The organism is Corynebacterium sp. ACRPQ (assembly GCF_022347225.1).
Classification (GTDB): domain Bacteria; phylum Actinomycetota; class Actinomycetes; order Mycobacteriales; family Mycobacteriaceae; genus Corynebacterium; species Corynebacterium tuberculostearicum_D.
The window spans coordinates 1-25,924 of sequence record NZ_JAKRNF010000024.1 but is presented as its reverse complement, the minus strand read 5'-3'; the positions used below and the strand labels follow the sequence as shown (position 1 = coordinate 25,924).

Genomic DNA, 25,924 nt, shown 5'->3' with positions numbered 1-25,924 from the left:
TCGACACTGCCTACAACCACTCTATGGGAATACGCAAAGGCCACATACGCTAAACCCCACCAACACAAAATGTCGTTTAGCCCGACACGCCGCAAAACAACACATTCTGTCGTTTAGGCCGTGCCATAAGCCATACTGAGGAGTGCTCAGAAATGCCTAAACACCCGGCAAGCTGCTACTTGGCGGGATGGTTCTTTTAATTCTGAGTTTGTTCTGTTCACCCTGAGGGCGTTAACCGCAACCTTAGTCGATGCACTGAGTTTGTGCAAGCGCCCTCCGCTTTGAGAGAGGATGTTAAACGATTTCGAGAGCAACTATTACGCCAGAGTTCCGCGCACGCCGGGCGGAGCTGGCAGAAATTGGGCTACGCCAGTGCACACGCTGTGGTGAGATAAAGCCCCTTGAATCCGGCTTTGATAACGACCGTACCGGAGCCAACGGCAAAGCTGGCCGGTGCAAAGACTGCCGCAACGCTAGCGCCCGTGAGCGCCACAACCGCAACGACGGATTGCAAGGCGCGTTGGATAATGGTTTCAAGCGTGCCACGAGGGCAGGCAGACGCCGCAGGAAGATCACTGTCAAGCATCTTCTACACACGTGGGAGCGCAACGGCATTGACCCATGGCGTTGTTACTACACCGGCGTTGATTTAACCCGCGAACCCGGTCTGCCCAACACGCGCCAGCTTGACCATGTTGAGCCGCTCGCAGTTAAAGGTAGTGCAGGCCATACAGTCGGAAATATCGTGCCGTGCGCGGCTTCGTACAACGGTTACAAGCGCAACCACCGCGCGGTAACGAGGTATCTGAATGCACCGGAGCACCTGACCCCGATTGCTTCCTACGCCGGTCTAGGCAATGGCATGGCAGGTGTTGATGATTTTGGTACGCCCCTTGTCCCGGCGCGTGTTGAGTTCACCAACACGGAGGATGACGCGGTTACACCGCCGCAAATGGGTTTCTGCCAGTGGCTAAAAGCGTTTGCCTTAGCCTAGTTCCTGTTTTGACTGCCCCGGTGTGGATGCCCCGCACCGGGGACTTAGGCGTGGATAACTAGTTTTCGATATAAAAGGAGGATTTATTGAATAACACCGGATACACAGATTCCGAAGTAGAGACAATGGTAGATGAATATTTCTCTTCGCTACTACCAGAACGTTCTGCACAGGACTGGCTGAGATTATTTGACAACGACCTAGATGAATGGATTTACCCCGGCATTCTTTGTGACTCATACACTATGTTTGTCGGTGCACCGAAGTCGGGCAAGTCTCAAACCGCAGTAGAGGTAGCGGCAGCTATCACACGCGGCAGGCCGGTGCTTGGTGTAGATTCGACACGCGGTAGCGCGCCGGGCAACGTTCTGTTTGTCACCACGGAGTCCAATGGCCCGAAGGAGAATCTAAGCCGTCTCATAACCGCAGACGCTGACATTAATCGTGTGTGGATTGACCAAGCCGCCGCAGGCGGGACAGTGCCAGAGAGTTCTTACACAGCCGCAGAGGCTGGCAACCTAGCTTTAGTAGTAGTTGACCATATCCCCGGCCTGTGCGCTAGCAGAGGCGTTGATACGAATTCCCTAGACGCTGTGGGAGTTATCCTGTCTGTGGCTAGCAGATTCAACGCTGCGAACGTTCCTGTGCTGTTCGTGCATCACGCCAACAAAGGCTACAACGGTGACCCCGTAGGCGCTGCGAGTGGACACAGCTCTATCGCTGGCCTTATGCGGCACCTTGTCGGATTCAAAATGGCGGGTAACAAAGCGTATACCACGCTGCGGTTTAATGGCAATATCGCAGGCGGTTTTGATGACCCCGTGAAGGTGTCGCTGGGAGATAATGGACGGCTAAGCTTGGTTGATTCGCAGCAACCGAAGGCGGCAACGGACACAGACGCGGCGGAGGCTACTATAGCCGAGATTGCTAAGGGCATTCCTGGCCCCACCACGAAGAAGGCGGTGTATGAAGCGGTGGCGTCTGAGTTGACCAAACGCGGTTTCAAGAATAATCGTGGTAAGCCCTTTAGCGTTGAATCCGTAAAGAAAAAACTCAACGGTATGAGCACTCTGACGTGGGATACGAAGGAGGGATTTGCACAGTCCTAAATTTTCCCGTTTTCTACGTTTGTGCAGGTCACAGCGTTACTGTGCGGGAAACTGTTTTCCCTCCGGTTTACGTTTCCGCAGGTCACAGGCGTGGGATTCGGGAAATCGGGCTCCTTATACACTCACTTCGTTCGTTTATCCTCTAAGCGACAAACCTGTTTGGCGCTACGCTTTCTTCGGAGAGTGAATATCAATGTTTGGCATTGGCAAACGTTGATGTGAGCGAACAGTAAACACCCCGAAGGGGAGCAGGCTATGGCTGCTCCACGCAGGGGACACGTACCACTATGGACTGAGTAGGAGCCGTATTCTGGCGGCTCCAACGAAGGACTGTTAAGTAAATCTGAGTAGAGCGGTGATTGCCCGCTCTACGAAGAACCAAGTGGACTAGGAAGAAGCGGTGAGCTTCGGCATAGGACACCAAGGACTAATAATCTTCCGAAGGGGAAAGCAATAGCGCTTTCCCACGAAGGAAGTTGGTAAACCTGAGTAGTTGGACTACGAAGGGATACACACACCGTCCTGTGCAATGAGCCTAAGCCTCATTGCCCTAACGTCTAATCGTCAAGGTCAACCCGGCGCATAAGCTCTACTGGCCGGGCCTCCCTTGACTTCATGTAGACGTTAACAATGGTTGATACATCTTCCTGACCTAAGATACGACCTATCTCCCTAGGGGTAGCGCCTGCCTCTGCAAGGCGCGTGATGATGAAGTTACGGCCGTAATGCGGCGTGATGGGCTTATCAATCCCGGCGCGTTGCCTGGCCCGGTTGAATACGCTGCGATAGGAGGTATCAAAGACCATCGCACCGGCTTCGGTAAGCGTTGCGTATTCCTCCGGGTGCGTGGCAAAGGTTTTGAGATGCCGAATCACAACCGGAACGAATTCCCGAAGCAAAGGCACCGTACGGTAACCGGCGTTCGTCTTCGGAGGGTGAAACGCCATCTTCACACCACCGTTGCCGTTGGGGACTCTAACTAGATTCCCCTCTACCCGAACACAAGCACCGTTGGTGTCGAATACGAAGTTTTTGTTCTTCACGGCTAATGCTTCGCCTATCCGAAGTCCGTGGAAGAGGCATAACACGGTTATGAGCCGGTAGCGCTCTGGCACGTTGTCCAGAATCGCCCTTAACTCTGCGGTGGTTGGAAGTTCCTTAGCCTTTGATTTAGCCCTTGTCCTGGCCGCGTTAATCGCCACCGGGTTCGTAGGCAGATAGCCGTATTCCACCGCCAGCGCTATCGCAGCTTTGAGTTTGTGGTACGCCCTAGCGTTGCGGTGGTTCGATACTGGGAACGTTTGTACGGTCTCCTGCCACCACGTCGCGACGGCCACCGGCGTGAGCTTATCTACCGGAATAGCGCACAGCGTTTCATTTCCCAGCACCCGTGCTGTTACGAATTCTTCGTACGCTTTATACGTTGAATCCCGCACCTGTGGTTTGGTCAATGCTAGCCAATGCCTCACCATTTCGCCTACGTTAGGAATCTTCGTTGGTGCTTTCTTCACCACCGGCGGTTCCCACGCACCTAGATCAATCTCCTTGCGTACCGCAGCCAACCACGCCAGTGCGTCTAGCCGGTCTCTGAACGTGTGCGGGGCTTTGTAGCGTTGTTTATCCGGCCCTTGGTAAGTGGCCTGCCAGCGTCCGCTTGGTAATTCGCGCGTAGCGCCCCATGAATTCCGTGCCATTATCGTGCAATATCTCCCCCGAAACATGTACGCGGGCGGGGGTACACGTGTCGGTGGTTGAGTTATACTGAAAATCGCCCTGTGCAGGGGATACGGTGAAAACACGAAGAGGCCAAACCCCCGAAAAGGGGGTCTGACCTGCTGTCTTGTGCGGCCTGAGGGGATCGAACCCCCGACCTATTGGGTGTAAACCAATTGCTCTTCCAGCTGAGCTAAAGCCGCATGCGCTCTTGCGCTGTTAGAAACAGTAGCGCAGGTTGCTCAAGCAACACAAATCGGCAGGTGAAGCCCTACTTCTTGGTGTAGCCGCGCTGCACCAAGCACGAGCCTTGCCACTCGCCTAGGCGCTCCGCCTTGGTCTGCACCAGGCCGGCCAGCTGAGCGGACTCAGAGATGAGCCCAGGCTCTACGGTTCCCGGCTTGCCGGCACCCGGAGTAAGCAGCCAGACTGCGCCGTTATCGGCCAGCGGGCGGCTCGCGTCCACCAGTCCATCCACAAGGTCGCCATCTTCTTCGCGCCACCAAAGAAGAACTACATCGCACAGCTCGTCATTTTCTTCTTCCAAGAAGTCATCGCCGAGCACGGCCTCGATCGATTCAGAGATCGCGGTATCGCAATCCTCGTCCCAACCAAGCTCCAGGGCGATTTGCCCTTCCTTGATTCCGAGCTTGACTGCAGCGTCAGCCACTATGCATTTCCTTCCTAATTTAGTGAATGTCTGGTCCGCGTATCGCCCACATCCTGCGGGTAAATCGCGGCTTAATAGAAGTATTTTAACGCCCACCGGACCCTTTTACCCGCCTAAGGCCCGCAATTCCCCCATTTTGCAGGCCCTTCCGCCAGCGCAGCTGGCTCCACAGAGTTAGCAAACTACCCTCTTTTACCCCACCGAACTTTGCAAAGATACTGGTTATAGCGATGTAACGTACTGCACGTCCCCTTAAGTCGGACTTCACAACGACTGTGGATCTGTGAGCGCGTATCCTAGTAAGCAAACTGTGCAGACCCTTAAATAGGAGGTTTAAATGGCCGAGAAGGACGCCCACCAGGGCGACTCCAACTTCCCCCTCATCCGCGACGGCGTTGCATCGTATCTTCACGATAATGATCCAGAAGAGACCCGCGAGTGGATGGACTCCCTCGATGGTCTGCTGGACCACTCCGATCCGGAGCGCGCACGCTACCTGATGCTGCGCCTGCTCGAGCGCGCCACTGCGAAGCGCGTTGAGATGCCATCGCTGACGTCTACGGACTTCGTCAACACCATCCCCACCACCATGGAGCCGGAGTTCCCAGGTGATGAGGAGCTGGAAAAGCGCTACCGCCGCTGGATCCGCTGGAACGCAGCCATCATGGTGCACCGCGCACAACGCCCGGGCATTGGCGTAGGCGGCCACATCTCCACCTACGCAGGCGCGGCCCCGCTGTATGAGGTCGGCCTGAACCACTTCTTCAAGGGCAAGGACGATCCTTCGGGCGGCGACCAGGTCTTCTTCCAGGGCCACGCTTCCCCGGGCATGTACGCGCGCGCATACATGGAAGGCCGCCTGACCGAAAAGGATCTGGACAGCTTCCGTCAAGAGGTCTCCCGCGGTGAGGGCGAGGGCCTGCCGTCCTACCCGCACCCGCGCCTGATGCCATGGTTCTGGGAATTCCCCACCGTGTCTATGGGCTTGGGCCCGATTAACGCTATCTACCAGGCACGCTTTAATAAGTACCTGGAGACCCGCGGCATCAAGGACACCTCCAAGCAGCACGTCTGGGCTTTCTTGGGCGATGGCGAGATGGACGAGCCAGAATCCCGCGGCCTGCTGCAGATCGCATCCCTCTACGAGCTGGATAACCTCACCTTCGTGGTCAACTGCAACCTGCAGCGCCTTGACGGCCCGGTTCGCGGCAATACCCAGATCATCCAGGAGCTGGAGTCCTTCTTCCGCGGCGCCGGCTGGGAGGTCATCAAGGTTATTTGGGGCCGTGGCTGGGATAAGCTGCTGGAAAAGGACACCGAGGGTGCCCTGGTCAACGTCATGAACACCACCTCCGATGGTGACTACCAGACCTTCAAGGCGAACGACGGCGCCTATGTGCGCGAGCACTTCTTCGGCCGCGATGAGCGCACGGCCAAGCTGGTAGAAGACATGTCAGATGATGAGATTTGGGCGCTGCGCCGCGGCGGCCACGATTACCGCAAGGTCTACGCCGCCTACGCCCGCGCGCTGGAGAACAAGGGCACCGGCAAGCCAACCGTCATCCTGGCGCACACCATTAAGGGCTACGGCCTGGGCCACAACTTCGAGGGCCGCAACGCCACCCACCAGATGAAGAAGCTGACCCTGGATGACCTGAAGCGCTTCCGCGATAAGCAGGAGATTCCGTTCTCCGATGAGGAACTGGAAAAGGATCCGTATCTGCCGCCGTACTACCACCCGGGCAAGGATTCTCCGGAGATCAAGTACATGCTGGAGCGTCGTAAAGAGCTCGGTGGCTTCCTGCCGGAGCGCCGTGAGGACTTCACACCGCTCGAGGCACCGGCACTGGATAAGCTGCGCTCGGTGCGCAAGGGTTCTGGCAAGCAGGAAGTAGCCACCACGATGGCCTTGGTGCGCACCTTCAAGGAAGTTATGCGCAACAAGGAGCTGGGCAAGCGCGTTGTGCCAATCATTCCGGACGAGGCCCGCACCTTTGGTATGGACTCTTGGTTCCCCACCATGAAGATCTGGAACCCACGCGGACAGAACTACGTGCCGGTTGACCACGACTTGATGCTTTCTTACCGCGAGGCCACCGACGGCCAGATCATGCACGAGGGCATTTCTGAGGCCGGCGCCGCCGCCTCCTTCACCGCGGCAGCTACGTCCTACGCCACCCAGGGCGAAGCCATGATTCCGCTGTACATCTTCTACTCGATGTTCGGCTTCCAGCGCACCGGCGATGCCTTCTGGGCAGCTGGTGACCAGATGGGCCGCGGCTTCATTATCGGCGCTACCGCCGGCCGCACCACCCTGACCGGTGAGGGCCTGCAGCACATGGACGGCCACTCCCCAGTCCTGGCCGCTACCAATCCGGCCGTGGTTTCTTATGACCCGGCCTTCGGCTACGAGGTTGCGCACCTGGTCTCCCGCGGCATCGAGCGCATGTACGGCGAGGACAACGAGGCCATCATGTACTACCTCACCGTCTACAACGAGCCGGTACACCAGCCGGCCGAGCCGGAGGACTTGGACGTGGAGGGCCTGCACAAGGGCATCTACCACTTCAACACCGCTGAGGGCGGCTCCATTGCTGCCAATATCTTGGCTTCCGGCGTGGGCGTGCACGAGGCGCTGCGCGCGCAGCAGCTGCTTGCCGACGACTTCGATGTCAAGGCCTCCATCTTCTCCGTCACCTCCTGGAACGAGCTGGCCCGCGACGGTGCCCGCCGCAACAAGGAGGCCCTGCGCAAGGGCGAGGAGCCGACCGAGGCATTTGCTACCTCCCAGCTCAAGGGCTACGAGGGTCCGTTCGTTGGCGTCTCTGACTTCACCACCGAGCTGCAGGAGCAGATCCGCCCGTACGTCCCAGGTACCTACATCACCTTGGGCGCGGATGGTTTCGGCTTCTCTGATACTCGCGAAGGCGCACGCCGCTACTTCAACATCGATGCCGAGTCCATCGTCGTCGCCGTACTCGACGGCCTGGCTCGCGAGGGCAAGATTGAGCGCTCCGTAGTGGAGAAGGCAGCCAAGGAACTCAAGCTGGACGATCCGACCGCTACCACCCACATCGAGGACTAACCCCCGCATTGGTGCGGGCTAGCCCGAACCACGCGCTATAAAAAGGCGCCGCCGGCTTTCCCGCCGCGGCGCCTTTTCGCATGCCTCGAGAGGGTTCTATCGAGCACCCTGCCTATATCGCATCGAGGACACGGCCGAGGGCCGTGGAGATAGCCTCAGGATCTTCGAGAATCACCATGTGTCCTGAGCCTTCCACTGTCTGCAGGCTTGCGGCGGGCCAATTCTCACACAGGACTTCGGATTGCGACCGCGGGGTGACAATATCGGCGGTGCCCACCACTACCTCGCCGTGGAGCTTCGCTAGCCTTTCAGCGGCGCCGTATTCGGCATGTTCCAAAAGGTCGTCGAAGAAGCCGGAGTAGGAGGCCAAGGGGGTATCGAGAAGCATGGCTACGTGAAACTGCAGCTTCTCCATCAGAGGAAAGCCGGCTAAGGTCGCGGCAAAAAGCGGGGCGATAAAGCGGGCAACTTCAAAGCGGGCGCTATCGACGCGACCTGGCAAGCGCAGGCACAGGCGGTAGAGCGCGTGCAGCAACTTGGACTGCAAGATCTGGGCCACGCCCTTGGCCGCAAAGCGGCGCATAGAGGTAGAAATCAACAACGCGCCCTTGATACGCCCATAAACCTCGGTCGGCGCACGGCGGATGAGGTTCAAGGCAACCATGCCTCCCAGGGAATGGCCCACGATGACCAAGTTGCCGCGGGGAGCGCGCTCGCGGATGACGGCTAGGACGTCGTCGGCAGCCGCGTCAACGGTGCACTCTTCTGGGTCGACCGTGGAGGACTGCCCGTGCCCGCGCAGATCCACCAAGAGTGCGCGCGTATTGCGGCCACGCAGGTAATTGGCCTGGTCATAATAGGCTTCTGCGGACAGGCAATAGCCGTGGATGAAGACCACCGTCACCGGGGCGTCCTCTTGGCCAACTTCATACCAGGCAATGTCTAGGCCATCGTGGTCCACGGTGCCGGACGCGCTGATATCGGTAAGGCCCGGCTCGGTGGAGGGATCGTGCAAGCCCCCATAGAGCTTTTCTAGCTCGGCGCGGTGCGAGGGGCGCAGGCGCTTGAGCCAACTACGCGCCACAACGGAAGAACGTTTTCTCAATGCCATAACGGGATCAATACTAGACTGGTGGGCATGGCAAACGACCTCAGTGCCCAATTGCAGGCAAAATTCAATGCGAGTGCGCCGGACAAGGAGCCGGAGCGAGATACCCTCGGCCAGCTCATCGCCCTCATCCACAAGGTCACCGGGATCGAGGAAGACTTGGGCCGCGAGACCCGCCTGAAGGATATCGGGGTAGAGTCGCTCGATCTGGTGGAGCTCACTGTGCGCGCGGAAGAGGCCTTCCAGGTGCGTTTTTCTGAGGAGACGATGCTCAACAGCGAAACCATCGGCGATATCGCCGAGTATGTGGAGGATCACCAATGATTTCTTATCTATCAGACATGGACGGCGTGCTCATCAAAGAGGGTGAGATGATCCCTGGCGCCGATAAATTTATCCAGGCGCTTAAAGACAATGACATCGAGTACATGGTGCTGACCAATAACTCCATGTCCACCCCGCGGGATCTTTCTGCACGCCTGCGCAACACTGGCCTAGACATTCCGGCCGAGCGCATTTGGACTTCCGCCACCGCCACCGCGAATTTTCTTTCCAGCCAGGTAAGCTCCAGCAAGGCCTATGTGGTGGGCGAATCCGGTTTGACCACCGCTATGCACGAGGCTGGGTGGATCCTTACCAACGACGACCCTGATTTTGTGGTTCTCGGTGAAACCCGCACCTATTCTTTTGAGGCCATCACCAACGCGATTAACCTCATCCGCAACGGTGCTCGTTTTATCGCCACTAACCCGGATGTCACCGGCCCTGCCCCCACGGGCGTACTTCCGGCTACCGGCGCCGTGGCTGCGCTGATTACCGCCGCCACGAACCGCGAGCCTTATTACGTGGGCAAGCCTAACCCGGTCATGATGCGTTCTGCGCTGAATACTATCGGTGCACACTCGGAGCACACGGTTATGATTGGTGACCGCATGGATACCGATGTGAAGGCGGGCCTTGAAGCCGGCATGCGCACGGTGCTGGTGCGCTCCGGTATTTCCGATGACCACGAGATTTCCCGCTACCCGTACCGCCCGTCGGCCGTGCTCAAGTCCGTGGCCGAGCTGCCAGACAAGATCCTGGATCCTTTCGCAGAGGCGGAATAGTCCATAGCCGAGCGCACCATCCTGCGGCAGAAAGAAAGGGGTTGGCCAGCAGCAGCTGGTCCAACCCCTTTCGCACCCTCTAAGGCAGGCGCACGGCGGCAGTAAAGCCGTGGCGCTGCGCGAGGTAGCGCACGACGCAATCAAGCGCGTCCAGCTCCTCGCGGGTGCCGGTAAGCACCTGGTGGCAGCCGATACCGCTGCCCGCGTTGGCGCAGGCGTTACCGCCTTGGGCAAGCGCCGCTACGGAAAGCCCATCCCGGAACCAACGAGTGCACCACTGAGCGGTCAATGGGTCATCGCCCGGAATGATAAATTCCGACTCGGTACGGATGCACCGATCCATGGCGTGTTCAATCTCCGAGCGCAGCTTGCGCGGCATCCCGGAAATTTTAAGCACACCGGTGACCACGGTGGCGCCGCCGTTGACGGAGGGCCACGTGGAGGTGGAGGCCGGCTGTTCAACCGGCGCAGGGTTAACGCACGTATTCATAGCCGATTCTCCCTCGACATAGATCACCACCGCACGGGGCCTGCCGGCCCGGCGCGATGCAAGACGAGCTTCGTCTTCCCCAACGAACTGTCTGATGCGTCTGCTCACAATTTTCCTGCGTCACACCCCTCCCTACAACCCTCAACTTTCACTTCAACCCCCATTCGCTAAACCTCAACCCTAGGTACAGACTGGGGCCAAAGTTGCAGGTGAAACCAGTGTTACAAATGTGAAATTTGGAGTTTGCTGAGAAAATTCTGCCCTTCCTTGACGGCGGACTACAGAAACCCTGCTCACGCACGGGAAAGCGCTACTAGACCCTCACGCAACCACGACCCATGCGCTCACGCCGGCTTCCCGCACAGGATGGCCCCCTTTCGCACGAAATTCCCCGACATCTCCCCGCCCCGCGGGGGAGCCTTCCACCACACCACTTCACCCAGTGGAAGGCGCTCGCTCTGCCAAAGCGGGCGGATTACAGAGAGTTCCAGATGGCGGTATTCGTATCGTGCCAGAGGGGCTTGCACCACTCGCCAAAGTCGCGGTTTGTGAGCGCGACCATGGCATAGTCACCTGCCACCCAGAGGTAGGTGCCGGACATGCCGAAGTGACCGACGGCGTCGGCAGGCAGGGCGCCCATCCAGTGCTCCTTATCGCCGCGGATTTCAAAGCCTAGGCCCCAGGTGCAGTTTTTGAAGCTACCGTAGCCCGGAACGATGCCGCGCAATCCATCGAAGTGCACGCGGCGCATATCGGCCACGGTAGAGGGGTGCAGGAGTTGTGGATTCTGGACTTCCGCGGCAAAGGCCGCGAGGTCCTGCACCGTGGAAACCAAACCGTGCCCGGCCGAGCCTTCGAGCCGGGTGGACTCCATGCCCAACGGGGCCAAAATTCCTTCGCGCAGGTACTTGGCAAAGTCCATGCCCGTAGCTTCGGCCACGGTATCCGCGGCCCACTCATAACCGGCCGAGGAATAGATGCGGCGCTCACCCACCGGCTTCTGTGGCTCCCGGGAGTCAAAGGAAATGCCAGAGGCGTGCGCAAGCAGGTGCTCGAGCGTGGAGCCTTCCGGGCCGGCGGGCTGCTCAAGCTCCACGGCTCCTTCTTCCACGGCCAGCATCACGCCGTAGGCCACAACCAATTTGGTCACCGATGCCACCGGAAACTCACGGGCGGTATCCCCCACCGTTTCCTGCACCTCGCCACAGTGCAGCAAGGCTCCGGCCACCGCATCCGCGGGCCACTGGCTAATTTGGCTAAATTCACTCATACTCTCTAGCCTACTGAGCCGCATTCGGAAGGACTGGACCGCTGTGGGCGCACCTTTTCGAGCCGGTCACTCCTTTGGCCTACTGGGCCCGCGTACGCCTTGGGCCCACGAATCCCATATACCTTAGGTCTACTGGGCCCCGCACACCTTAGGTCCAAGGTGATCGGGCCGATCTGAGCGAATGGCCCCCTCAATTCAGCCCTAAAGGCCTCAGATCAGCCCGATCAAACTGGACCTAAGCCACAGAAGTCAGCGAACGCCCCTCGAAACCGCCCAACCGCCAGACGCATCAGGCCCACAGGAGGCCGCCCAAGTAAACCACCGGTTAAAATAACAAGAACATTTTATGGAATCGGGCAGGAAACGGTTGCACACCCATTAGACATGAGAAAACTTTCAACCATGTCTAATAATTCTAAGAACACGGGCAGCGCAGTTAACCGCCGCCGATTCCTGCAGACCTCGGGCACGGCCGGTGCCGCCATCGCTTTCTCCGGTGCAGCCGCCAACGCACAAAGCAGCCTCTCGCCGCGCGTGGAGCAGCACATGGTGGAGCCGAAGCTGGGCGAGCGGCCCTTCCTCCACGGTGTGGCCTCGGGTGACCCGATTCCGGACTCGGTCATCCTGTGGACCCGCGTGACCCCGGATGCCGATGCCATGCCGGGATCCGGCCTGGGCGAGGCCACCCGGGTGGAGTGGGAAATTGCCAAGGATGAGGGGTTCGGGGACGTCGTCAAGCAGGGCGAAGTGACCACCGACGCCAGCCAGGACCACACCGTGCACGTGGACCCGCATGGCTTGGAGCCGGAGACCGTGTACTTCTTCCGTTTTAAGGCGCAGGATAAGTACTCGCCCGTCGGCCGTACTAAGACCGCCCCGGCGCTGAGCGCCTCCCCGGAAGAGCTCACCTTCGGCGTGGCCAGCTGCGCAAACTGGGAGTCCGGCTTCTTCAACGCCTATGGCGATATTGCCCAGCGCGGCCGCGCGGATCAGCTGGATTACATGATTTTCTTGGGCGACTATATCTACGAGTATCCGCAGCGCGAATACGCCGGCTATGGGCCGGTGCGCCTGCACCACCCGGCGCACGAGATTTTCTCGTTGGAGGACTACCGCATCCGCTTTGGCCGCTACCGCACCGATGAGAACCTGCAGGCCGCGCACGGTGCGCTGCCGTGGGTTGTGGTGTGGGATGACCACGAGGTAGCCAACGATAACTGGCGCGAGGGCGCCGAGAACCACACCGAGGGCAAGGAAGGAGCCTTCCTGGACCGCCGCAAAGCCGCGATGCAGGCCTACTTTGAGTGGATGCCGGTGCGCGCGACCAACCCATCCGAGCAGGGCCACCTCTACCGCAGCCTGACCTTCGGTGATCTGGTGGAGCTGACCATGATGGATCTGCGCACCTACCGCGATGAGCAGGTGCGCTTTGGCCCGCGCAAGATGGCTGCGGAGGGCCGCACAATGCTCGGTTCTGAGCAGTACAATTGGCTGCTCAATAAGATTGAGACTTCTTCTGCCAAGTGGAATATGCTGGGCAATTCCGTCATGTTCTCCCCCATGAACCTGGCTACCCTGCAACAAGATGACAAGACCAAGCCGGTCTCTTCCTCGCTGTCTTCCAATATCACCGGCATTCCGGTTAACGGCGACCAGTGGGATGGTTACTCGGCGGAGCGCCGCTTGCTTATCGACGCCCTCTCTAAGCACAACTCCCACACCCTCTTTGTCACCGGCGATATCCACTCCGAGTGGGCGCACAATATCAGCAAGGATGGCCGCATCTTCGGCGCCGAGATGGTCTGCGCCTCCGTGTCTGCGCCGAATGTTAACGAGCAGCTGAAGCTGCCGGAGGGCAATGAGCTGTCCAAGCTGGCCGAGCGCTACTTGATGGGCGCCAACCCGCACACCCGCCACGTGGATCTGGACCACCACGGCTACAGCTTTGTCACCGTGCGCCCGGATTCGGCGGAAATGCACTGGTTGCGCGTGGATAACCTGCTCACCGCCAAGTCCCCGGTGCGCGAGGCCGTGACCATGACCTGGCGCCCGGGTGAGGGCTACACCAAGTAGCTGTAATCTCTGTCACATAACAGGTACTCGGCGTTAACGAACGAGTAGTGCACCTTCGATAGGCACAGTGAAAGACCCTCTCTGGGGAATTTCACTACCTATCACTCGCCCGCCTTTCGGGCCCCCTTTGGTGCCGCGGATTCTTCCCTAGTCCGCGGCATACTCATAGTCGATGTAGCCGCGCTCGCCGCCTAGGTAGAACGTATCCTGGTCCGGCTCGTTGAGCTCGAGGCCTTCGCGCCAGCGGCGCACCAGGTCCGGGTTGGCGATGAGCTGGCGGCCCACCACTGCAGCATCCACGTAGTCCAGCTCGATTTCGCGCTGGGCATCCTCCTTGGAGGTAATCGTGGGGAAGCCATCATTCATGAGCACCTTGGTCACGCCGTTTGCGCGTGCCTTCTGCGCCAGCGTGGCGATGAGCTCGCTGTCCGGCTCGCCATGCAGCAAGGACACATAGGCCAGGTTCAGCGGCGCCAGGGCGTCGAGAAGCCCGCCGTAGGTAGCCAGCATGTCTTCCTGATCGTCTTCGATGACACCCTGCACGTTGTGTGCCGGGGAGAAACGCACGCCAACGCGGTCGGCACCGATCTCCTCCACCACGGCGCGGATGACCATCTCTGGCAGGCGCCAGCGATTTTCCGGGCTGCCGCCGAATTCATCCTCGCGCTTATTGGCAGATGGCGCCATGAACTCGTGCAGCAGGTAGCCGTTGGCGCCGTGGATCTCCACGCCATCGACACCAGCATCAATAGCCCGGCGCGCGCCCTGGCGGAATTCGTCCACGATGCGCGGCAGCTCTTCCTTCTTCAGCTCGCGCGGCACCGGCGCGTCCATCTTGCCAGCGAAGCCACGCACGGTTCCGCCCCAATCAAAGGCGCTCGGCGCCTCCGGGTTCGCACCGTCGATCAGGTCTGGGTGGCTGGTGCGGCCGCCGTGCATGATCTGCATGAACAGGGTGCCGCCTTCCTCGTGCACTCGGTCTGCGACGACGCGCCAGCCTTCTGCCTGCTCGTCGGTCGCAATACCTGCCTGGCCCGGGAATGCGCGGTTGGTCCACGCCGGGAAGGTTCCCTCCGTAACTACCAGACCGGCCGTTGCACGCTGCGAGTAGTACTTCTGGTGCAGCTCGGTAGGTACACCGCTTTCGCCTGCACGCTGGCGGGTCAGTGCCGCCATGGTGACGCGATTATCTAGCTTGAATCGGCCAAGTTCCAGTGGTTCGAAAAGTGAAGTCATGCCCAGTGCAACACGCAGCCGGTCCGCACTATTTCATCTCTGCCGAACAAAATCCTTTATGCACGTCAGAGGCGCCACTCTAATGTTAAAGTGATCCGCGTCCACATCGCCGACTCCCCTAAGTGATACCCCATGCTCAAACGCGCCTCCGCCCTCGTCCTCGCCACGCTCTGCGCTACGAGCCTGAGCGCTTGCGGTTCCGATAGCGAACCATCCTCTACCGATGCGGAGCCGGTCTTTAGCCAGCAGCACAGCCCCGAGGCACCTGCCACGGTGACCAAGACCATGGACCGTAATGAGGGAGCCGGCGAAGAAGCCAATGAAGCGACCACGCCTGAAGCCGAAAACAACGAGCAGGCGCCCGCACCTAAAAAGGGAAATCACAGTATCAATTCTGGGCAGATAGGCGGCGACTGCGGTTACACCGACCAGGGCGATAGCATCCACGCGGTAGAGCACACCTCATGCGAGTTCACCGGCGCGATTTTTGATGAAGCTATCACCCATACGTTTACCTACACGCACCGCAACAAGAGGGTCAACGGCTCCTATAACACCCGCATTTCTGCGGTGAGCCCGCAAACCAAGCAGGCTTATGATCTGTTCTGCGCCATCGGCTCAGACGTGCGCACATTCCATTGCCAAAAGGATAATGACACCAGCGTGTATGCCAGCTTTACCTCGCCCAATAATGAGCGCTGGACGGACCGACTTACTGTAGAAGGCCAGCCCTACTAGCGCGGCTCTGCCGGGATCTCTTGGCCGGTGCTGCCGGCGGTTCCGGACGCTTGGGCGCCGGCGCCGGCATCACTTCCGGCAGTGGGCGCAGTGCCAGCCCCGTTGCCGGAATCGGTCCCGCCGTTGGCGGCACTCGGGGCGGGCGAGGCATTACCCGTGGCGCCCGCTCCCTGACTACCGCCGCCGGCAGGCGAATCGGTCGCGCCAGCGCCATTAGAGCCTTGCGGGTCGGCGGTCTCCGTGGCACCAGAGCTGTCCTCCGTCGGCTCGTACTTCGTGCCGGTTTCGGTGGTTTCGGGGGTGGGATTGGTGGAGGGGGCGTCGGAAAGCTGCGAGGAAGAGGCCTCCGCGCCGCTATCGCGCCAATGCTCGGGCGAAAGCCAGCCCGCATCCGCATTTTCGGGATTGCTCGAGGCCAGGGCCAAGGCGCCGACGACAAGCAGAGCCAGGATGAGGCCCGTGGTAGAGGCGCGGACCCGGCCGCCAATGGTGGCGATCTTCTGAAACTTGGTATTGGTCTCCAGCGCGCGCCAGATGCCCTGGGTGGGCTCAGGCTCTTTTTCGTCATCATCCGGCAGTGCGGGCTTTCCGGGGCCGTCGCTATCCGGGCCATCCGCCTCGGGCGTCTGGCGTTCCGGCTGGGGATCGGGGCGCGAGCCCTCCCCTGCCGCGGAGGCATCCTTGACGGATTCTTGGGCCGCAGTATTGTCGCCCACCGGAAGAAGCGGGCGCTGGATTTCGTCCAAGTCGGCCACGTTGTAGTGATCCCAGAACGCGGAAAGCAGCGCGGAGCGGATGGCGCGCTCCACCGCCCACTGGCGGGCGGGGTTTACGGTGACCAGCACGCGGTAGGTCACGTGCCAGGACTGGCCGGCCGCCTGCGGGGCAACCAGCTGGGTGGCCGGTAGAACCTCGAGCTCGCCATTGACGTCCACGGCGATGGACGGTTCCTGGATGGCTTGCTCGGAAATCGTGCGCACTCGGCGCGTGATTTCTGGCAGGGTCTCGCCTTCTTGCACCGGCACGTCAAAGTTGACCACGGCGCGCGACCACTCCTGGGAGTAGTTGGTGACCGCGCCGGCCGAGCTATTGGGCACGGTGACCAGCTCGCCGGTGGGCGTGCGCACCTTGGTGGTGCGCAGGGTCAGCATCACCACGGTGCCTTCCACGTCGGTCACGCCATCGAAGCTGACATAGTCGCCCACGCCAAATTGCTTTTCCGAAAGGATGAAGAAGCCGGAGAGAAAGTCAGCAATGATGGACTGGGCGCCAAAGCCCACGGCGGCCGAGACTATCGTCGCCGGCACCGCCGCACCTACCGCTGGCACGCCGAGATTGGTCAGCGCGGCCCAGATGATGAGGAAGTACGCCGCCGCCTGCACGATGTAGACCAGCGCACCGGTCAGCGCCAAGCGCGCCTTGGTAGCTTCTTCCTCTTCATCGAGGCGGTGCTCCATAATGCGGATGGCCAGCCTGCCGATGCGCGGGATCAAAATGCCTATCAGCAATAGCGCGATAAGCGGCAAGCCATGGTCAACAAAAAGGCTCCACAGCTCGTAGAAGTAATACTTCAGATTCATGCCCCTAGAGTAGGCCGCCTGCCTGAAAACTGGATGCCAGTTGACTGCCAGCAACCGTGCAAAGCCCGCCCCTGCCGGCGCGCACCCTCTGTGCCCTGCGCAAACTCCTGCGGACTCGGCCAGGCTTGGCTACTCTGTGGGGCATGAAGAAATCATTCCTTATCCCCTTCTTTTCCCTTGCACTCTTTACCACCGGCTGCGGCGGCAGCGATGACACCGCCACCACCATCTCCACGGTGAAGGAAACCGTGACGGAGACCGCCTCCGAGACCAGCACCACCGAAACAAGCACGGAGGAATCGACCACGGAAGAAACCACGACCGAAACTCCGCAGGAGCGCGAGCCGCGCACGCAGACCCCGGAGCCGGCAACGAATAACCAGCAGCAGGCCAACACCGCGGGGTATCAGTGCGCGGACGGCACCTGGGTGGAGTTTGCCGGACTGTGCAAGGAATCCAATAACCAGCCGCCGGTCCAGCCGGCGCCGCAGCAACAGGCACCGCAGCAGGGCCAAGCCAATAACGGCGGCCCGAGCGCGGATTGCCCGGCCTACCTGTGCGGCTATGGCAACGATGCCAATGGCAACCGGAATAAGAGCTCCGGAGAAATCCAGACCCAACATGGCTGCGAGCAGGGCTATATCACGGACCCACAGGTCTGCGGCGCGGTGGGGCGCTAAGCCGTTTCCCGCCAGGCCTCCGCGAACTAGGCCGCCGCGCTAAACCGCAATGCCGAAGCCATAAGACCTAGTCGCGGGAGTTATAACGCTTCATGAGGCGGTCAATGAGCTCATCGGTAAGCTTGTCATCTTCCAAGATGGAATCCAGCAGACGCTGCGATTCCTCATGGGAGGCTCGCTCTTCTGCCTCATAGGAGTCACCGCTAAGGTCCACGCCGAAGTCGGTGTTTTCGGACTCGGTGGCCTGGACGCTGAGCTGATCGACGTCTGATTCAAACGACTGCATAAACTCGCTAGCCTCCGCAGCGGCCTCCTTGCGACGTTTGCCGGAGCGCACTTCCTTTTCGATGCGGCGCTGCAGTGCAGCCTCCATCTGACGGTGGCGCCAGGAGCGCACGCGGTGCGGCTCTAGCCGACGCCCCACCGCGCGGCTCTTATTCTCGGCCTTCTTCGCCAGCACCTTCACCTGCGCGGCGGTGTCATTAATCGGCGCCCACTCCTGGTACGCCGGCACGCGCCAGCCTGCCCAGATGCCCAGCAGCGCCAAGAAGATGGAAACCAGCGGCCCGATAATCATGCCCACGGCCATCATGTCATAGTGGTGGCCCACCAAGACGATGATTGCGCAGGCCACGGCCGGGATAACCGTCGGCTGGTTATCGCCAAAGACGCTAGGCTCGCGCCCCATGACGATGTCACGAATCATGGACCCGCCCGTGGCGGTGAACACGCCCATCATGATGCACGGGATAAGCGGCAGCCCATAGGTAATGGCTTTCACGGCGCCGGTAGCGGCCCAGAGGCCGGATACGACGGCGTCGCCATGCGCTTGCAGATAATCCCAGGTCTTGCCCTTGAAGTAGACAAAGCGGGCAATGAGCGCACCAGCAAAGGCCAGGTAAAGGTACTCCGGCTGGTTCATGGCCGCCACGGTGCCGCGGTTAATAAGGACGTCGCGCACCATGCCGCCGCCCAGGGAAGAAAACATCGCGATAAAGAAAAAGCCGATGATGTCATAGCCGCGCTTGCGCGCCATAGTGCCGCCGATGATTCCCATCAGCAGCACGCCGCTGATATCGGACCAGCGGTAGAGAGATTCAATGAGCGGATCCACTTCAACCATATGGTTATTAGACTTCACCGCCCGCCACCGCGCAATTAGCACACCCATATGCGCAGCCAGGCAGGAGAAAAGGCGCCGGCATTGCTTGCCGACGCCTCCCTCTCACCGTGGGGCCACCGGGGCTCGAACCCGGGACCAACGGATTATGAGTCCGTAGCTCTAACCGACTGAGCTATAGCCCCACGCGGATCACACACCGCTAGGGCGAAGATCCGCTCTCAAAAGAGTAGCCAATGCGAGGCTAAAGACCAATTTGCCCAGCGCAGTGCAACCCCATCCGGTATAAGTAAATTATGCGCCACATCACAGCCTCTTTCCTTATCGCCGCTGCCCTTACCCTCTCCGCCTGCTCCGCCGATTCGGACCAGGCCTCCTCCACTAACTCCGACGAAAACTCCTCTAACAGCCAAGGTTCTACCAAAGACGCGAAAGCCGTCATTGGCACGTGGGAACAAAAAATTGGCGAAGGTGAGCACACATCTACCTTCACCGCTAGCGTGACCGAAGATGTCATTACCGTAGAGTGGGATTACGGCTCCGACAATAATGAGCCACTATGGATTGGAACCTTTGACGCCGCCAAGGCAGCCACGGGCGAAACGGTAGCCTCCAAGAAAGACGCCGGTGGCGTGGATCCTGTATCCGATGGCATGATGCCGGACAACCTGGACTTCAAGCTCGAAGACGATCAGCTTAAATTCAAGTTCAAGACGGAAAGTGTCCCACTGGACGTCGCGCTGAGGAAGATTGACGACGAGCCCAAAGTCACAAGTGAGCTCCAAAACACCGATTCCACCCGATCCTTCAAAGACAACGTTCTGGAAATCCCAACCGCCACGGTCAAAATTACCGGACACCACGTCATCGACCCGGGCTCGCCCGGCAATAGGATTGGCGATAAACCCATCGTTGTCTTCGACTACGAGATGACCAATAAGACGGACAAAGAGCTGCGCACCGCGGATTTCACTTCCATGTTCACCGCAATCCAGGACAACGACGAGAACGCCATCAACGAGCTCAAGACCGGCTTCAGCGAAAACATCGACACTGACAACATGATGGACAAGATCAAAAAGGGCGGCACGGTCAAGAGCTCCGCCGCCTTCGAGCTCGATGACCTTACCACCCCAGTAGAACTCGTAGCCAGGGAAAAATACGGCGAAGAAGAAGTGGGCTCACAAACCTACAAGTTGGAAGATTCTACCCCGATGGATCCGGCACCGAGGGACGAAGGCTCCAGCCCAGAGCTGCCGAAGAAAAAAGAGAAAGACACTCATTCCGTCTAGATCCGCGGTGAATGCGGTTGCCCAGCCTTACTCCCCCTCAACTCGAGGCGGTTCGGAATTAGGTCTATGCAAACGTTACCCCTGCTTTTACCTCCGGTTTCTCCACAGCATAGAATCATCAGTGACATTCACCCCGATGTCACTATTTCTGTGATGGGAGATACACATGGCAACACTAGATTCCCTTTTGGCACCCGGCGCGGTGGAGCTGCACGGCGCCGCGGATAACTGGAGGCAGGCCATCCGGCTCGCGGGCTCGCTGCTGGAAGAAGCAGGCACGATCACCGCGGACTACACGAACGCGATGGTGCGGTCCGTAGAAGAAACAGGCCCCTACATTGTGGTTGCTCCTGGCTTCGCATTCGCGCACGCGCGTCCTTCGGAGGCGGTTAAGGAGACCTCCCTGTCGTGGGTGCGGCTGGATAAGCCAGTGGAATTCGGCCATGACTCTAATGATCCCGTCGACTTAGTCGTAGCTTTTGCCGCGCGCAACGACTCCGAGCACCTGCAGGCGATGAAGCAGCTGGCAAAGCTGCTAGCCACCAAGCGTGACGAGCTCAATCGGGCGGAATCCGAAGAGGAACTGCGCGCAATTCTCGCCGCATCGACCTCGAGCAAGAAGCAGCCGGCCGCCAGGCCGCAGGCAGCATCAAAGCCCCAGGAAACAAAGCACACGGCAGCAGATTCTGTCGCGTCCAAGGGAAAGATCCTCACGGTCTGCGGCAATGGCCTGGGAACCTCGCTATTCCTTAAGAACACGCTCGAGCAGGTTCTCGATGAATGGGGCTGGGGACCGTACCTGAATGTAGAAGCCACGGACACCATCTCCGCAAAGGGCCGTGCGAGCGAGGCGGATTTCCTGCTCACCTCCGGCGAAATTGCGGCAACGCTTGGCGATGTCGGCGTTCCCGTCTACGTCATCCAAGACTTCACCTCTATGTCTGAAATCGATGGGGCTCTGCGCGAGCTCTATGACATCTAAGGAGCATCCTCATGGATTTTCTTCTTGCTATAGCAAACTTCCTTGTCAATGAGATCCTCTCCGTACCGGCATTCCTCATCGGTATCATTACCGCGGTCGGCTTGGCCGCGATGGGACGCGGCACCGGCAAAACCATTGGCGGCGCCATCAAGGCCACGCTTGGCTTCTTGCTCATTGGTGCCGGCGCCGGTCTCGTCACCGATTCGCTGGAGCCGCTCGGCGCCATGATTACGGGCGCCACCGGCGCGCAAGGCGTGGTTCCCACCAATGAGGCCATCGTCGGCATTGCCCAAGACCAGTTCGGCAGCCAGGTCGCCTGGATTATGATCCTCGGCTTTGTGGTCTCCCTGCTCCTCGCCCGCTTCACGCCCATGAGCTACGTATTCCTCACCGGCCACCACGTCCTCTTCATGGCTACCCTTCTGACCATGGTGCTCGCCCCTGCCGGGTACTCGTCCTGGGTCGTCATCGCCTTTGGCGCGGCCCTGCTCGGCATCCTCATGGTCTCGCTGCCGGCTATCGCCCACCCATTTACCCGCCGGATTACCGGCGATGACTCCGTTGCCATCGGGCATTTCGGCACTGTGGGGTACTTGGCTGCGGGCGGCGTCGGCAAGCTGGTGGGCGGCAAGGGAAAGAAAATGTCGCCCTCCACTGAAGACCTGAAGCTGCCGGAAGGCCTGCGCTTCTTGCGCGATTCTATGGTGGCAACCGCCCTCTCCATGGCGTTGATGTACGTGGTGCTCGCCGTGCTATTCATTGCCCGCGCCGGTTCGGAGGAAGCTTTTACCGCCTTCCCTGATGGCGCCACCAATGTGGGCAATTTCTTGATGCAGTCCGTCACCCAAGGCCTCCAGTTCGGCGTGGCTGTGGCCGTCATCCTCTTTGGCGTGCGCACCATTTTGGGCGAGCTCGTGCCCGCGTTCCAGGGCATCGCGGCCAAGGTCGTGCCCGGCGCGATTCCCGCACTGGATGCGCCCATCGTCTTCCCTTATGCCCAGAATGCAGTCCTCATCGGCTTCATCTCTTCCTTCGTGGGCGGGCTGGTGGGCCTCGCCGTGCTGTCCACCTGGCTCAACCCGGCCTTCGGCGTTGCCCTGATTCTGCCGGGCCTCGTGCCGCACTTCTTTACCGGCGGCGCGGCCGGCGTTTACGGCAATGCCACCGGTGGACGCCGCGGCGCGGCACTCGGCGCCTTTGTCAACGGCCTCATTATTACCTTCCTGCCGGCGTTCCTCCTCAGCGTCCTGGGTTCCTTCGGCTCCGCGAATACCACCTTCGGCGATGCTGACTTTGGCTGGCTCGGCCTGCTGCTGGGCTGGTCCATCCACGCCGATGGCGCTCTGGGGCTTTTCTTCATTGCCCTTATTGCGCTGGCTATTTTGGCTCTGGGCTGGGTATGCCAGCGCACGCTTGTCGACGCCCACTGGGACCCCACTCCCCACCGTCCTTCCCCCACCAGCAACGAGGATGCCGCCGCAACCAGCGGTGCAACCGGCGCGGCCACTTCGTCCGGCACGGCCACGAAATATCCGAAAGTGCTACCGCCTGAAGGCGCGCCAACTCCGCCTTCCCGCATAGACCACTAGCTGCGCGCCACGACCCGAAGGGCGCTACAGTATCCCTATGCAGCGCCCTTCCACATTTCCCGTAGCGCCCCTCCTTCTCGCCGCCGGCCTCACCGTGAGCGCCTGCGGCACCGGCTCCGATTCCGATAACAACTCCGCGCCGGAAAACGAGCCAGCCTTCTCCACCGCACAGGACAATAGCTCTGCCGCGGGCGAAGCCGAAGCAGAATCCAGCCCGGAGAAGGACACGAAGCAACCCCGCACCGAGACGGTCACTAAACAGACCGAACCGGATCAGCCCGCTCCGCCAGCCGGCGGCAACCACAACATCAATGTGGGCCAGATTGGCGGCTACTGCGGCACATCCTCGTCTGGCGATTCCATCGACGCCGGCGATGCAACCTCCTGCGAATTCGCCGCCGCGGTCTTTGACGCCGCGATGCAGGCTAGCTACACCATGCGTTCGAAAGATCCCACAGTAACGGCGGTATACCACGCAGATATCACCGCCAGCAGCCCAGTGACCAAACAGTCCTATAACCTGGATTGCCGCATGGGCAGCGATCAGCGGGTGCTCACCTGCGAAAAGCCCGGCGATAAAACGGTGCGCGTCTCTTTTGAAACCGCGGACCGAAGCGTGTGGACCAAGCGCGTGGCCACTACCAACTAACCGCTACTCCAGGAACTAACCAGACCGAACTAGAACAACCGTTCAGCAAACCATTCTGCAATGAAGCCTTCCTTCTTATCGCGCGCAGCGGCCACGGTTTCAACGAGCTCCACAATCTCTTCATCGGCGATTGGCCCCAGCCCAAAGCCTTCGATTTCTAAATAGGTGGAGGCACATACCCAGGCGATTCGCTTATTGCCGTCGACGAATGCATGCGCTTTGCCAGATAGTGCAACAACGCTGCAGCCCTATCCAGTGCAGATGGGTGCAAGTACTCTCCGCCGAAGGTCTGTAAAGGGGTGGCCAATGCTGACTCAAGTTTCGAGCGGTCGAGGAGGTTGCCATCCCGACCGATGAGTTGACGGTTCAGTCGAACTACGTCTTCCACCGGAAGACAATACTCATTCATCGGGTTGCAAGGATCTCAAGAGCGCCCTTCCAGCGTTCTGCTGAAGCTTGCAAGCGCTGCTGCAGATCGGCACCGGAAAGATTCTGCACAGAAAGCATAGGCCGCGTCGGCCCTTCAGCACCACGAGCTTCCTGCAAGGCATAGTATTTTTTCATTTCCAGCTGCGAAATCGGCTCGTTAGCATTCGCCTCGGGGCCCATCTGACCACGAGCGACGATCCATGGACGTTCCGAGTGCGTAAGTTCAATCAATTCATCGGATGTCTTATCACCATAAAAGGCAATCACGGCATCGATGATCTTTTCGGCTTCGTCCCCTATAGCCTCTACATCAGCTCCCGGTAACACCGTAGAGGTTTTCTCGGAGCGTTGAAATTTATTCTCGCGATAGAGGTTGGGTTCAACCGGACCGTCTTTCCACGCCTGAAACTCATTCGAGACAAGAGGTCGCCCGTACCAGCCCAGGCTCCATGCTTGGCAGTAATACGTAAGCTTCTCCAGCTTCCAAGCATCAACCCACCCCAGTTTGTTGTAGATAACCTGCGCGACGTCTACTGCTGTAGCCATGGCCCCTCCTCTCCTAGTGCGAAACAATTTTTACGTGTATAAAGCCAAAATTCTTAAGCCAGTATAGCCTTCCTCATCTGCTATATGAAGGCCACGGCAGCTCCACGTCCACAGGCACGCCGGCGAGGGTGTCCAGTGTTTTCTTGAACTCGGCAAGGTCGATGCCTACCTCCTTATAGCCTCTGCCATGGCTTCGGGGATGCATTCGGCACGGGTGCGGAGGAAGGCACCGTCGGCAGTCAGGGCAGCGAGGGTGCAGCGGTCATCGTCAGGGTCGCACCAGTGCTCCACATAGGCCTGCTTTTCCAGGCGCTTGAGCAGCGGCGTGAGCGTGCCGCTATCTTGACCCAGGCGGGAGCGATGAATTTCAACGGCACCGGTCAATCCGCTTCCCACAGCACCAGTATGACCAAGTACTGCGGATAGGTGATCCCGAGCTCTGCCAACAGCGGGCGGTAGGGACGCGCCGCTGCACAGCACCCTGCCAACGCTCCAAGCCTGCCCTTACTCCAACGCCACCCGCGGCAATATCGAGGTCACCGTCAGCGTCGTCGAAGACTAGCGTTCTTGCGTACAATCGGCGGACGTACAAAGACCCAATAGAAAAGGAGTCATCATGGACGCCGTTTACACCACCGAAGCACTCTCCACCGGAGCAGGCCGCGACGGCCGCTCTGTAGTCAAGGATTCCGATCTGGACTTCACCATGACCGCCCCGAAGGAGATGGGCGGCAGCGGTGAGGGCGCTAACCCAGAGCAGCTCTTCGCTGCCGGTTACGCCGCTTGCTACCACTCCGCACTGAAGGCAGTGGCCAAGGACAAGGGCGTAGACGCGGAGAACTCCACCGTCGGTGCCCGCGTTTCCCTGGGCAAGAACGACGAGGGCTTCTACCTCGGCGTAGACCTCGAGGTCACCATCCCAGGCGTTGAGGACGACAAGGCACAAGAGCTTGCCGACGCCGCCCACCAGATGTGCCCTTACTCCAAGGCCACCCGCGGCAACATCGAAGTCAACGTTGGTGTTGCGCAGGACTAATTTCTAGTCCTTCCCCAGCCCACGCCGCGCTGCCATGCGCGCCGCGTGGGTATTTTTATGCCTTGTACGCATTCTTTTGTCGGCGCCAGGAAAAACGGGTTAAGTAGCAAAAAGTGTGTCTGAGTTACAGTGATCTTGCTGCTCAGGTTGGGTAAATGGGGCGGATATAAGGTCTTGGTGCTTATATCCGCCCGTTTCGTGTTCAATCCATCGGAATGGCACCCCCATGTGCTAGTCGGGGGTTGGTGTGCTTTCCGGGTGAGTAAAAACAGGCCACGATGCCCGGTATGTACTGGGCAAATGAAGAAGAGCGTGTCAAGTTGTTTGTGTGTGGGGCGGGGTTTATAGGTATTTGTCGAAGCGGTCGGGGTAGGCCACGGCCATTTGGTTGATGGCTTGTTTCCAGCCGGATACTCGGGCTCCTTCCAT

At 59.6% G+C, this 25,924-nt stretch carries 24 protein-coding genes, 2 tRNA genes and 1 pseudogene; 13 read left to right on the top strand and 14 right to left on the bottom strand.

Translation table 11 applies throughout. The annotated features are described in order from the left end of the window. Nucleotides 1-364: 364 nt before the first annotated feature. Nucleotides 365-514: a hypothetical protein gene (locus tag MHY24_RS11220; RefSeq protein ID WP_239230700.1), complete on the bottom strand. Its 150-nt coding sequence runs from the start codon at nucleotides 512-514 to the stop codon at nucleotides 365-367. A gap of 6 nt (nucleotides 515-520) precedes the next feature. On the opposite strand from MHY24_RS11220, the gene MHY24_RS11215 reads away from it, so the two are divergent. Together MHY24_RS11215 and MHY24_RS11210 are read left to right on the top strand one after the other, a co-directional pair. After that, nucleotides 521-994, top strand: a complete 474-nt coding sequence (locus tag MHY24_RS11215; protein ID WP_239230698.1) for a hypothetical protein — start codon at nucleotides 521-523, stop codon at nucleotides 992-994. 86 nt (nucleotides 995-1,080) lie between these two features. Continuing rightward, complete coding sequence (locus MHY24_RS11210; RefSeq protein WP_239230696.1) at nucleotides 1,081-2,103, top strand: AAA family ATPase; 1,023 nt, start codon at nucleotides 1,081-1,083, stop codon at nucleotides 2,101-2,103. A 557-nt stretch (nucleotides 2,104-2,660) separates the two neighbouring features. Here the strand turns inward: MHY24_RS11210 and MHY24_RS11205 are convergent. The 3 genes from MHY24_RS11205 to MHY24_RS11195 form a co-directional block, all read right to left on the bottom strand. After that, nucleotides 2,661-3,797, bottom strand: a complete 1,137-nt coding sequence (locus MHY24_RS11205; protein ID WP_239230694.1) for a site-specific integrase — start codon at nucleotides 3,795-3,797, stop codon at nucleotides 2,661-2,663. A gap of 149 nt (nucleotides 3,798-3,946) precedes the next feature. Then, nucleotides 3,947-4,019, bottom strand: a tRNA-Val gene (locus MHY24_RS11200). Nucleotides 4,020-4,087: 68 nt separating this feature from the next. After that, nucleotides 4,088-4,486 carry a DUF3052 domain-containing protein gene (locus MHY24_RS11195; protein ID WP_005324380.1) on the bottom strand — a complete coding sequence of 133 codons (399 nt, stop codon included), beginning with the start codon at nucleotides 4,484-4,486 and terminating at the stop codon, nucleotides 4,088-4,090. Nucleotides 4,487-4,823: 337 nt separating this feature from the next. Here MHY24_RS11195 and aceE point away from each other — a divergent pair, with 337 nt between their 5' ends. Then, a complete protein-coding gene (gene aceE / locus MHY24_RS11190) occupies nucleotides 4,824-7,571 on the top strand; it encodes a pyruvate dehydrogenase (acetyl-transferring), homodimeric type (protein ID WP_239230692.1) in 2,748 nt (915 codons plus the stop codon). 112 nt (nucleotides 7,572-7,683) lie between these two features. Here aceE and MHY24_RS11185 read toward each other — a convergent pair whose 3' ends face one another. Further along, a complete protein-coding gene (locus MHY24_RS11185) occupies nucleotides 7,684-8,682 on the bottom strand; it encodes an alpha/beta fold hydrolase (protein WP_239230689.1) in 999 nt (332 codons plus the stop codon). Between the two features lie 27 nt (nucleotides 8,683-8,709). On the opposite strand from MHY24_RS11185, the gene MHY24_RS11180 reads away from it, so the two are divergent. Further along, a complete protein-coding gene (locus MHY24_RS11180) occupies nucleotides 8,710-9,003 on the top strand; it encodes an acyl carrier protein (RefSeq protein ID WP_034668319.1) in 294 nt (97 codons plus the stop codon). Continuing rightward, nucleotides 9,000-9,785, top strand: coding sequence for an HAD-IIA family hydrolase (locus MHY24_RS11175; RefSeq protein WP_239230687.1), 786 nt, complete (start codon nucleotides 9,000-9,002; stop codon nucleotides 9,783-9,785). Before MHY24_RS11180 ends, MHY24_RS11175 begins: the two co-directional genes overlap by 4 nt. A 79-nt stretch (nucleotides 9,786-9,864) precedes the next feature. Here the strand turns inward: MHY24_RS11175 and MHY24_RS11170 are convergent, their stop codons facing one another. Together MHY24_RS11170 and MHY24_RS11165 are read right to left on the bottom strand one after the other, a co-directional pair. Continuing rightward, on the bottom strand, nucleotides 9,865-10,275 hold the full coding sequence (locus MHY24_RS11170) for a hypothetical protein (protein ID WP_239230685.1): 411 nt from the start codon (nucleotides 10,273-10,275) through the stop codon (nucleotides 9,865-9,867). 475 nt (nucleotides 10,276-10,750) lie between these two features. Beyond that, on the bottom strand, nucleotides 10,751-11,545 hold the full coding sequence (locus tag MHY24_RS11165; protein ID WP_239230683.1) for a serine hydrolase: 795 nt from the start codon (nucleotides 11,543-11,545) through the stop codon (nucleotides 10,751-10,753). A 402-nt stretch (nucleotides 11,546-11,947) separates the two neighbouring features. Here MHY24_RS11165 and MHY24_RS11160 point away from each other — a divergent pair, with 402 nt between their 5' ends. Beyond that, nucleotides 11,948-13,618: an alkaline phosphatase gene (locus tag MHY24_RS11160; protein WP_239230681.1), complete on the top strand. Its 1,671-nt coding sequence runs from the start codon at nucleotides 11,948-11,950 to the stop codon at nucleotides 13,616-13,618. A gap of 147 nt (nucleotides 13,619-13,765) precedes the next feature. Here MHY24_RS11160 and MHY24_RS11155 read toward each other — a convergent pair whose 3' ends face one another. After that, nucleotides 13,766-14,854, bottom strand: a complete 1,089-nt coding sequence (locus MHY24_RS11155; RefSeq protein WP_239193509.1) for an alkene reductase — start codon at nucleotides 14,852-14,854, stop codon at nucleotides 13,766-13,768. Between the two features lie 132 nt (nucleotides 14,855-14,986). On the opposite strand from MHY24_RS11155, the gene MHY24_RS11150 reads away from it, so the two are divergent. Further along, on the top strand, nucleotides 14,987-15,592 hold the full coding sequence (locus MHY24_RS11150) for a hypothetical protein (RefSeq protein WP_239230679.1): 606 nt from the start codon (nucleotides 14,987-14,989) through the stop codon (nucleotides 15,590-15,592). Here the strand turns inward: MHY24_RS11150 and MHY24_RS11145 are convergent. Beyond that, on the bottom strand, nucleotides 15,589-17,172 hold the full coding sequence (locus tag MHY24_RS11145) for a mechanosensitive ion channel family protein (protein WP_239230677.1): 1,584 nt from the start codon (nucleotides 17,170-17,172) through the stop codon (nucleotides 15,589-15,591). The genes MHY24_RS11150 and MHY24_RS11145 overlap by 4 nt on opposite strands. A 143-nt stretch (nucleotides 17,173-17,315) precedes the next feature. On the opposite strand from MHY24_RS11145, the gene MHY24_RS11140 reads away from it, so the two are divergent. Further along, a complete protein-coding gene (locus MHY24_RS11140; protein WP_239193505.1) occupies nucleotides 17,316-17,852 on the top strand; it encodes a hypothetical protein in 537 nt (178 codons plus the stop codon). Between the two features lie 67 nt (nucleotides 17,853-17,919). On the opposite strand, the gene MHY24_RS11135 is transcribed toward MHY24_RS11140, so the two are convergent. Both MHY24_RS11135 and MHY24_RS11130 read right to left on the bottom strand, forming a co-directional pair. Then, nucleotides 17,920-18,975: a trimeric intracellular cation channel family protein gene (locus MHY24_RS11135; protein ID WP_239230675.1), complete on the bottom strand. Its 1,056-nt coding sequence runs from the start codon at nucleotides 18,973-18,975 to the stop codon at nucleotides 17,920-17,922. Between the two features lie 108 nt (nucleotides 18,976-19,083). After that, nucleotides 19,084-19,157: transfer RNA gene (locus tag MHY24_RS11130), tRNA-Ile, on the bottom strand. 111 nt (nucleotides 19,158-19,268) lie between these two features. Between MHY24_RS11130 and MHY24_RS11125 the strand changes: the two genes are divergently transcribed. From MHY24_RS11125 to MHY24_RS11110, 4 genes are all read left to right on the top strand, one after another. After that, nucleotides 19,269-20,264, top strand: coding sequence for a DUF5067 domain-containing protein (locus MHY24_RS11125; protein ID WP_239230673.1), 996 nt, complete (start codon nucleotides 19,269-19,271; stop codon nucleotides 20,262-20,264). Nucleotides 20,265-20,430: 166 nt separating this feature from the next. Then, entirely contained in the window at nucleotides 20,431-21,246 is an 816-nt protein-coding gene (locus MHY24_RS11120; protein ID WP_239230671.1) for a PTS sugar transporter subunit IIA, read from the top strand. Between the two features lie 11 nt (nucleotides 21,247-21,257). Further along, the gene (locus MHY24_RS11115; protein ID WP_239230669.1) at nucleotides 21,258-22,835 is read left to right on the top strand and encodes a PTS ascorbate transporter subunit IIC; all 1,578 of its coding nucleotides are present in this window, start codon (nucleotides 21,258-21,260) and stop codon (nucleotides 22,833-22,835) included. A gap of 37 nt (nucleotides 22,836-22,872) precedes the next feature. Further along, nucleotides 22,873-23,484 carry a hypothetical protein gene (locus MHY24_RS11110; protein ID WP_204611319.1) on the top strand — a complete coding sequence of 204 codons (612 nt, stop codon included), beginning with the start codon at nucleotides 22,873-22,875 and terminating at the stop codon, nucleotides 23,482-23,484. 29 nt (nucleotides 23,485-23,513) lie between these two features. On the opposite strand, the pseudogene MHY24_RS12185 reads toward MHY24_RS11110, so the two are convergent. From MHY24_RS12185 to MHY24_RS12115, 3 genes and pseudogenes are all read right to left on the bottom strand, one after another. Further along, nucleotides 23,514-23,678 (bottom strand): annotated as a pseudogene (locus MHY24_RS12185) (hypothetical protein); the annotation flags it as partial. A gap of 211 nt (nucleotides 23,679-23,889) precedes the next feature. Then, the gene (locus MHY24_RS11105) at nucleotides 23,890-24,459 is read right to left on the bottom strand and encodes a Panacea domain-containing protein (RefSeq protein WP_204611317.1); all 570 of its coding nucleotides are present in this window, start codon (nucleotides 24,457-24,459) and stop codon (nucleotides 23,890-23,892) included. 165 nt (nucleotides 24,460-24,624) lie between these two features. Next, nucleotides 24,625-24,855 (bottom strand): hypothetical protein, encoded by a 231-nt coding sequence (locus MHY24_RS12115; protein WP_275431224.1) that lies wholly within the window; start codon nucleotides 24,853-24,855, stop codon nucleotides 24,625-24,627. A 220-nt stretch (nucleotides 24,856-25,075) separates the two neighbouring features. Here MHY24_RS12115 and MHY24_RS11095 point away from each other — a divergent pair, with 220 nt between their 5' ends. Then, nucleotides 25,076-25,495, top strand: a complete 420-nt coding sequence (locus MHY24_RS11095; RefSeq protein ID WP_239230666.1) for an organic hydroperoxide resistance protein — start codon at nucleotides 25,076-25,078, stop codon at nucleotides 25,493-25,495. Nucleotides 25,496-25,924: the final 429 nt, after the last annotated feature.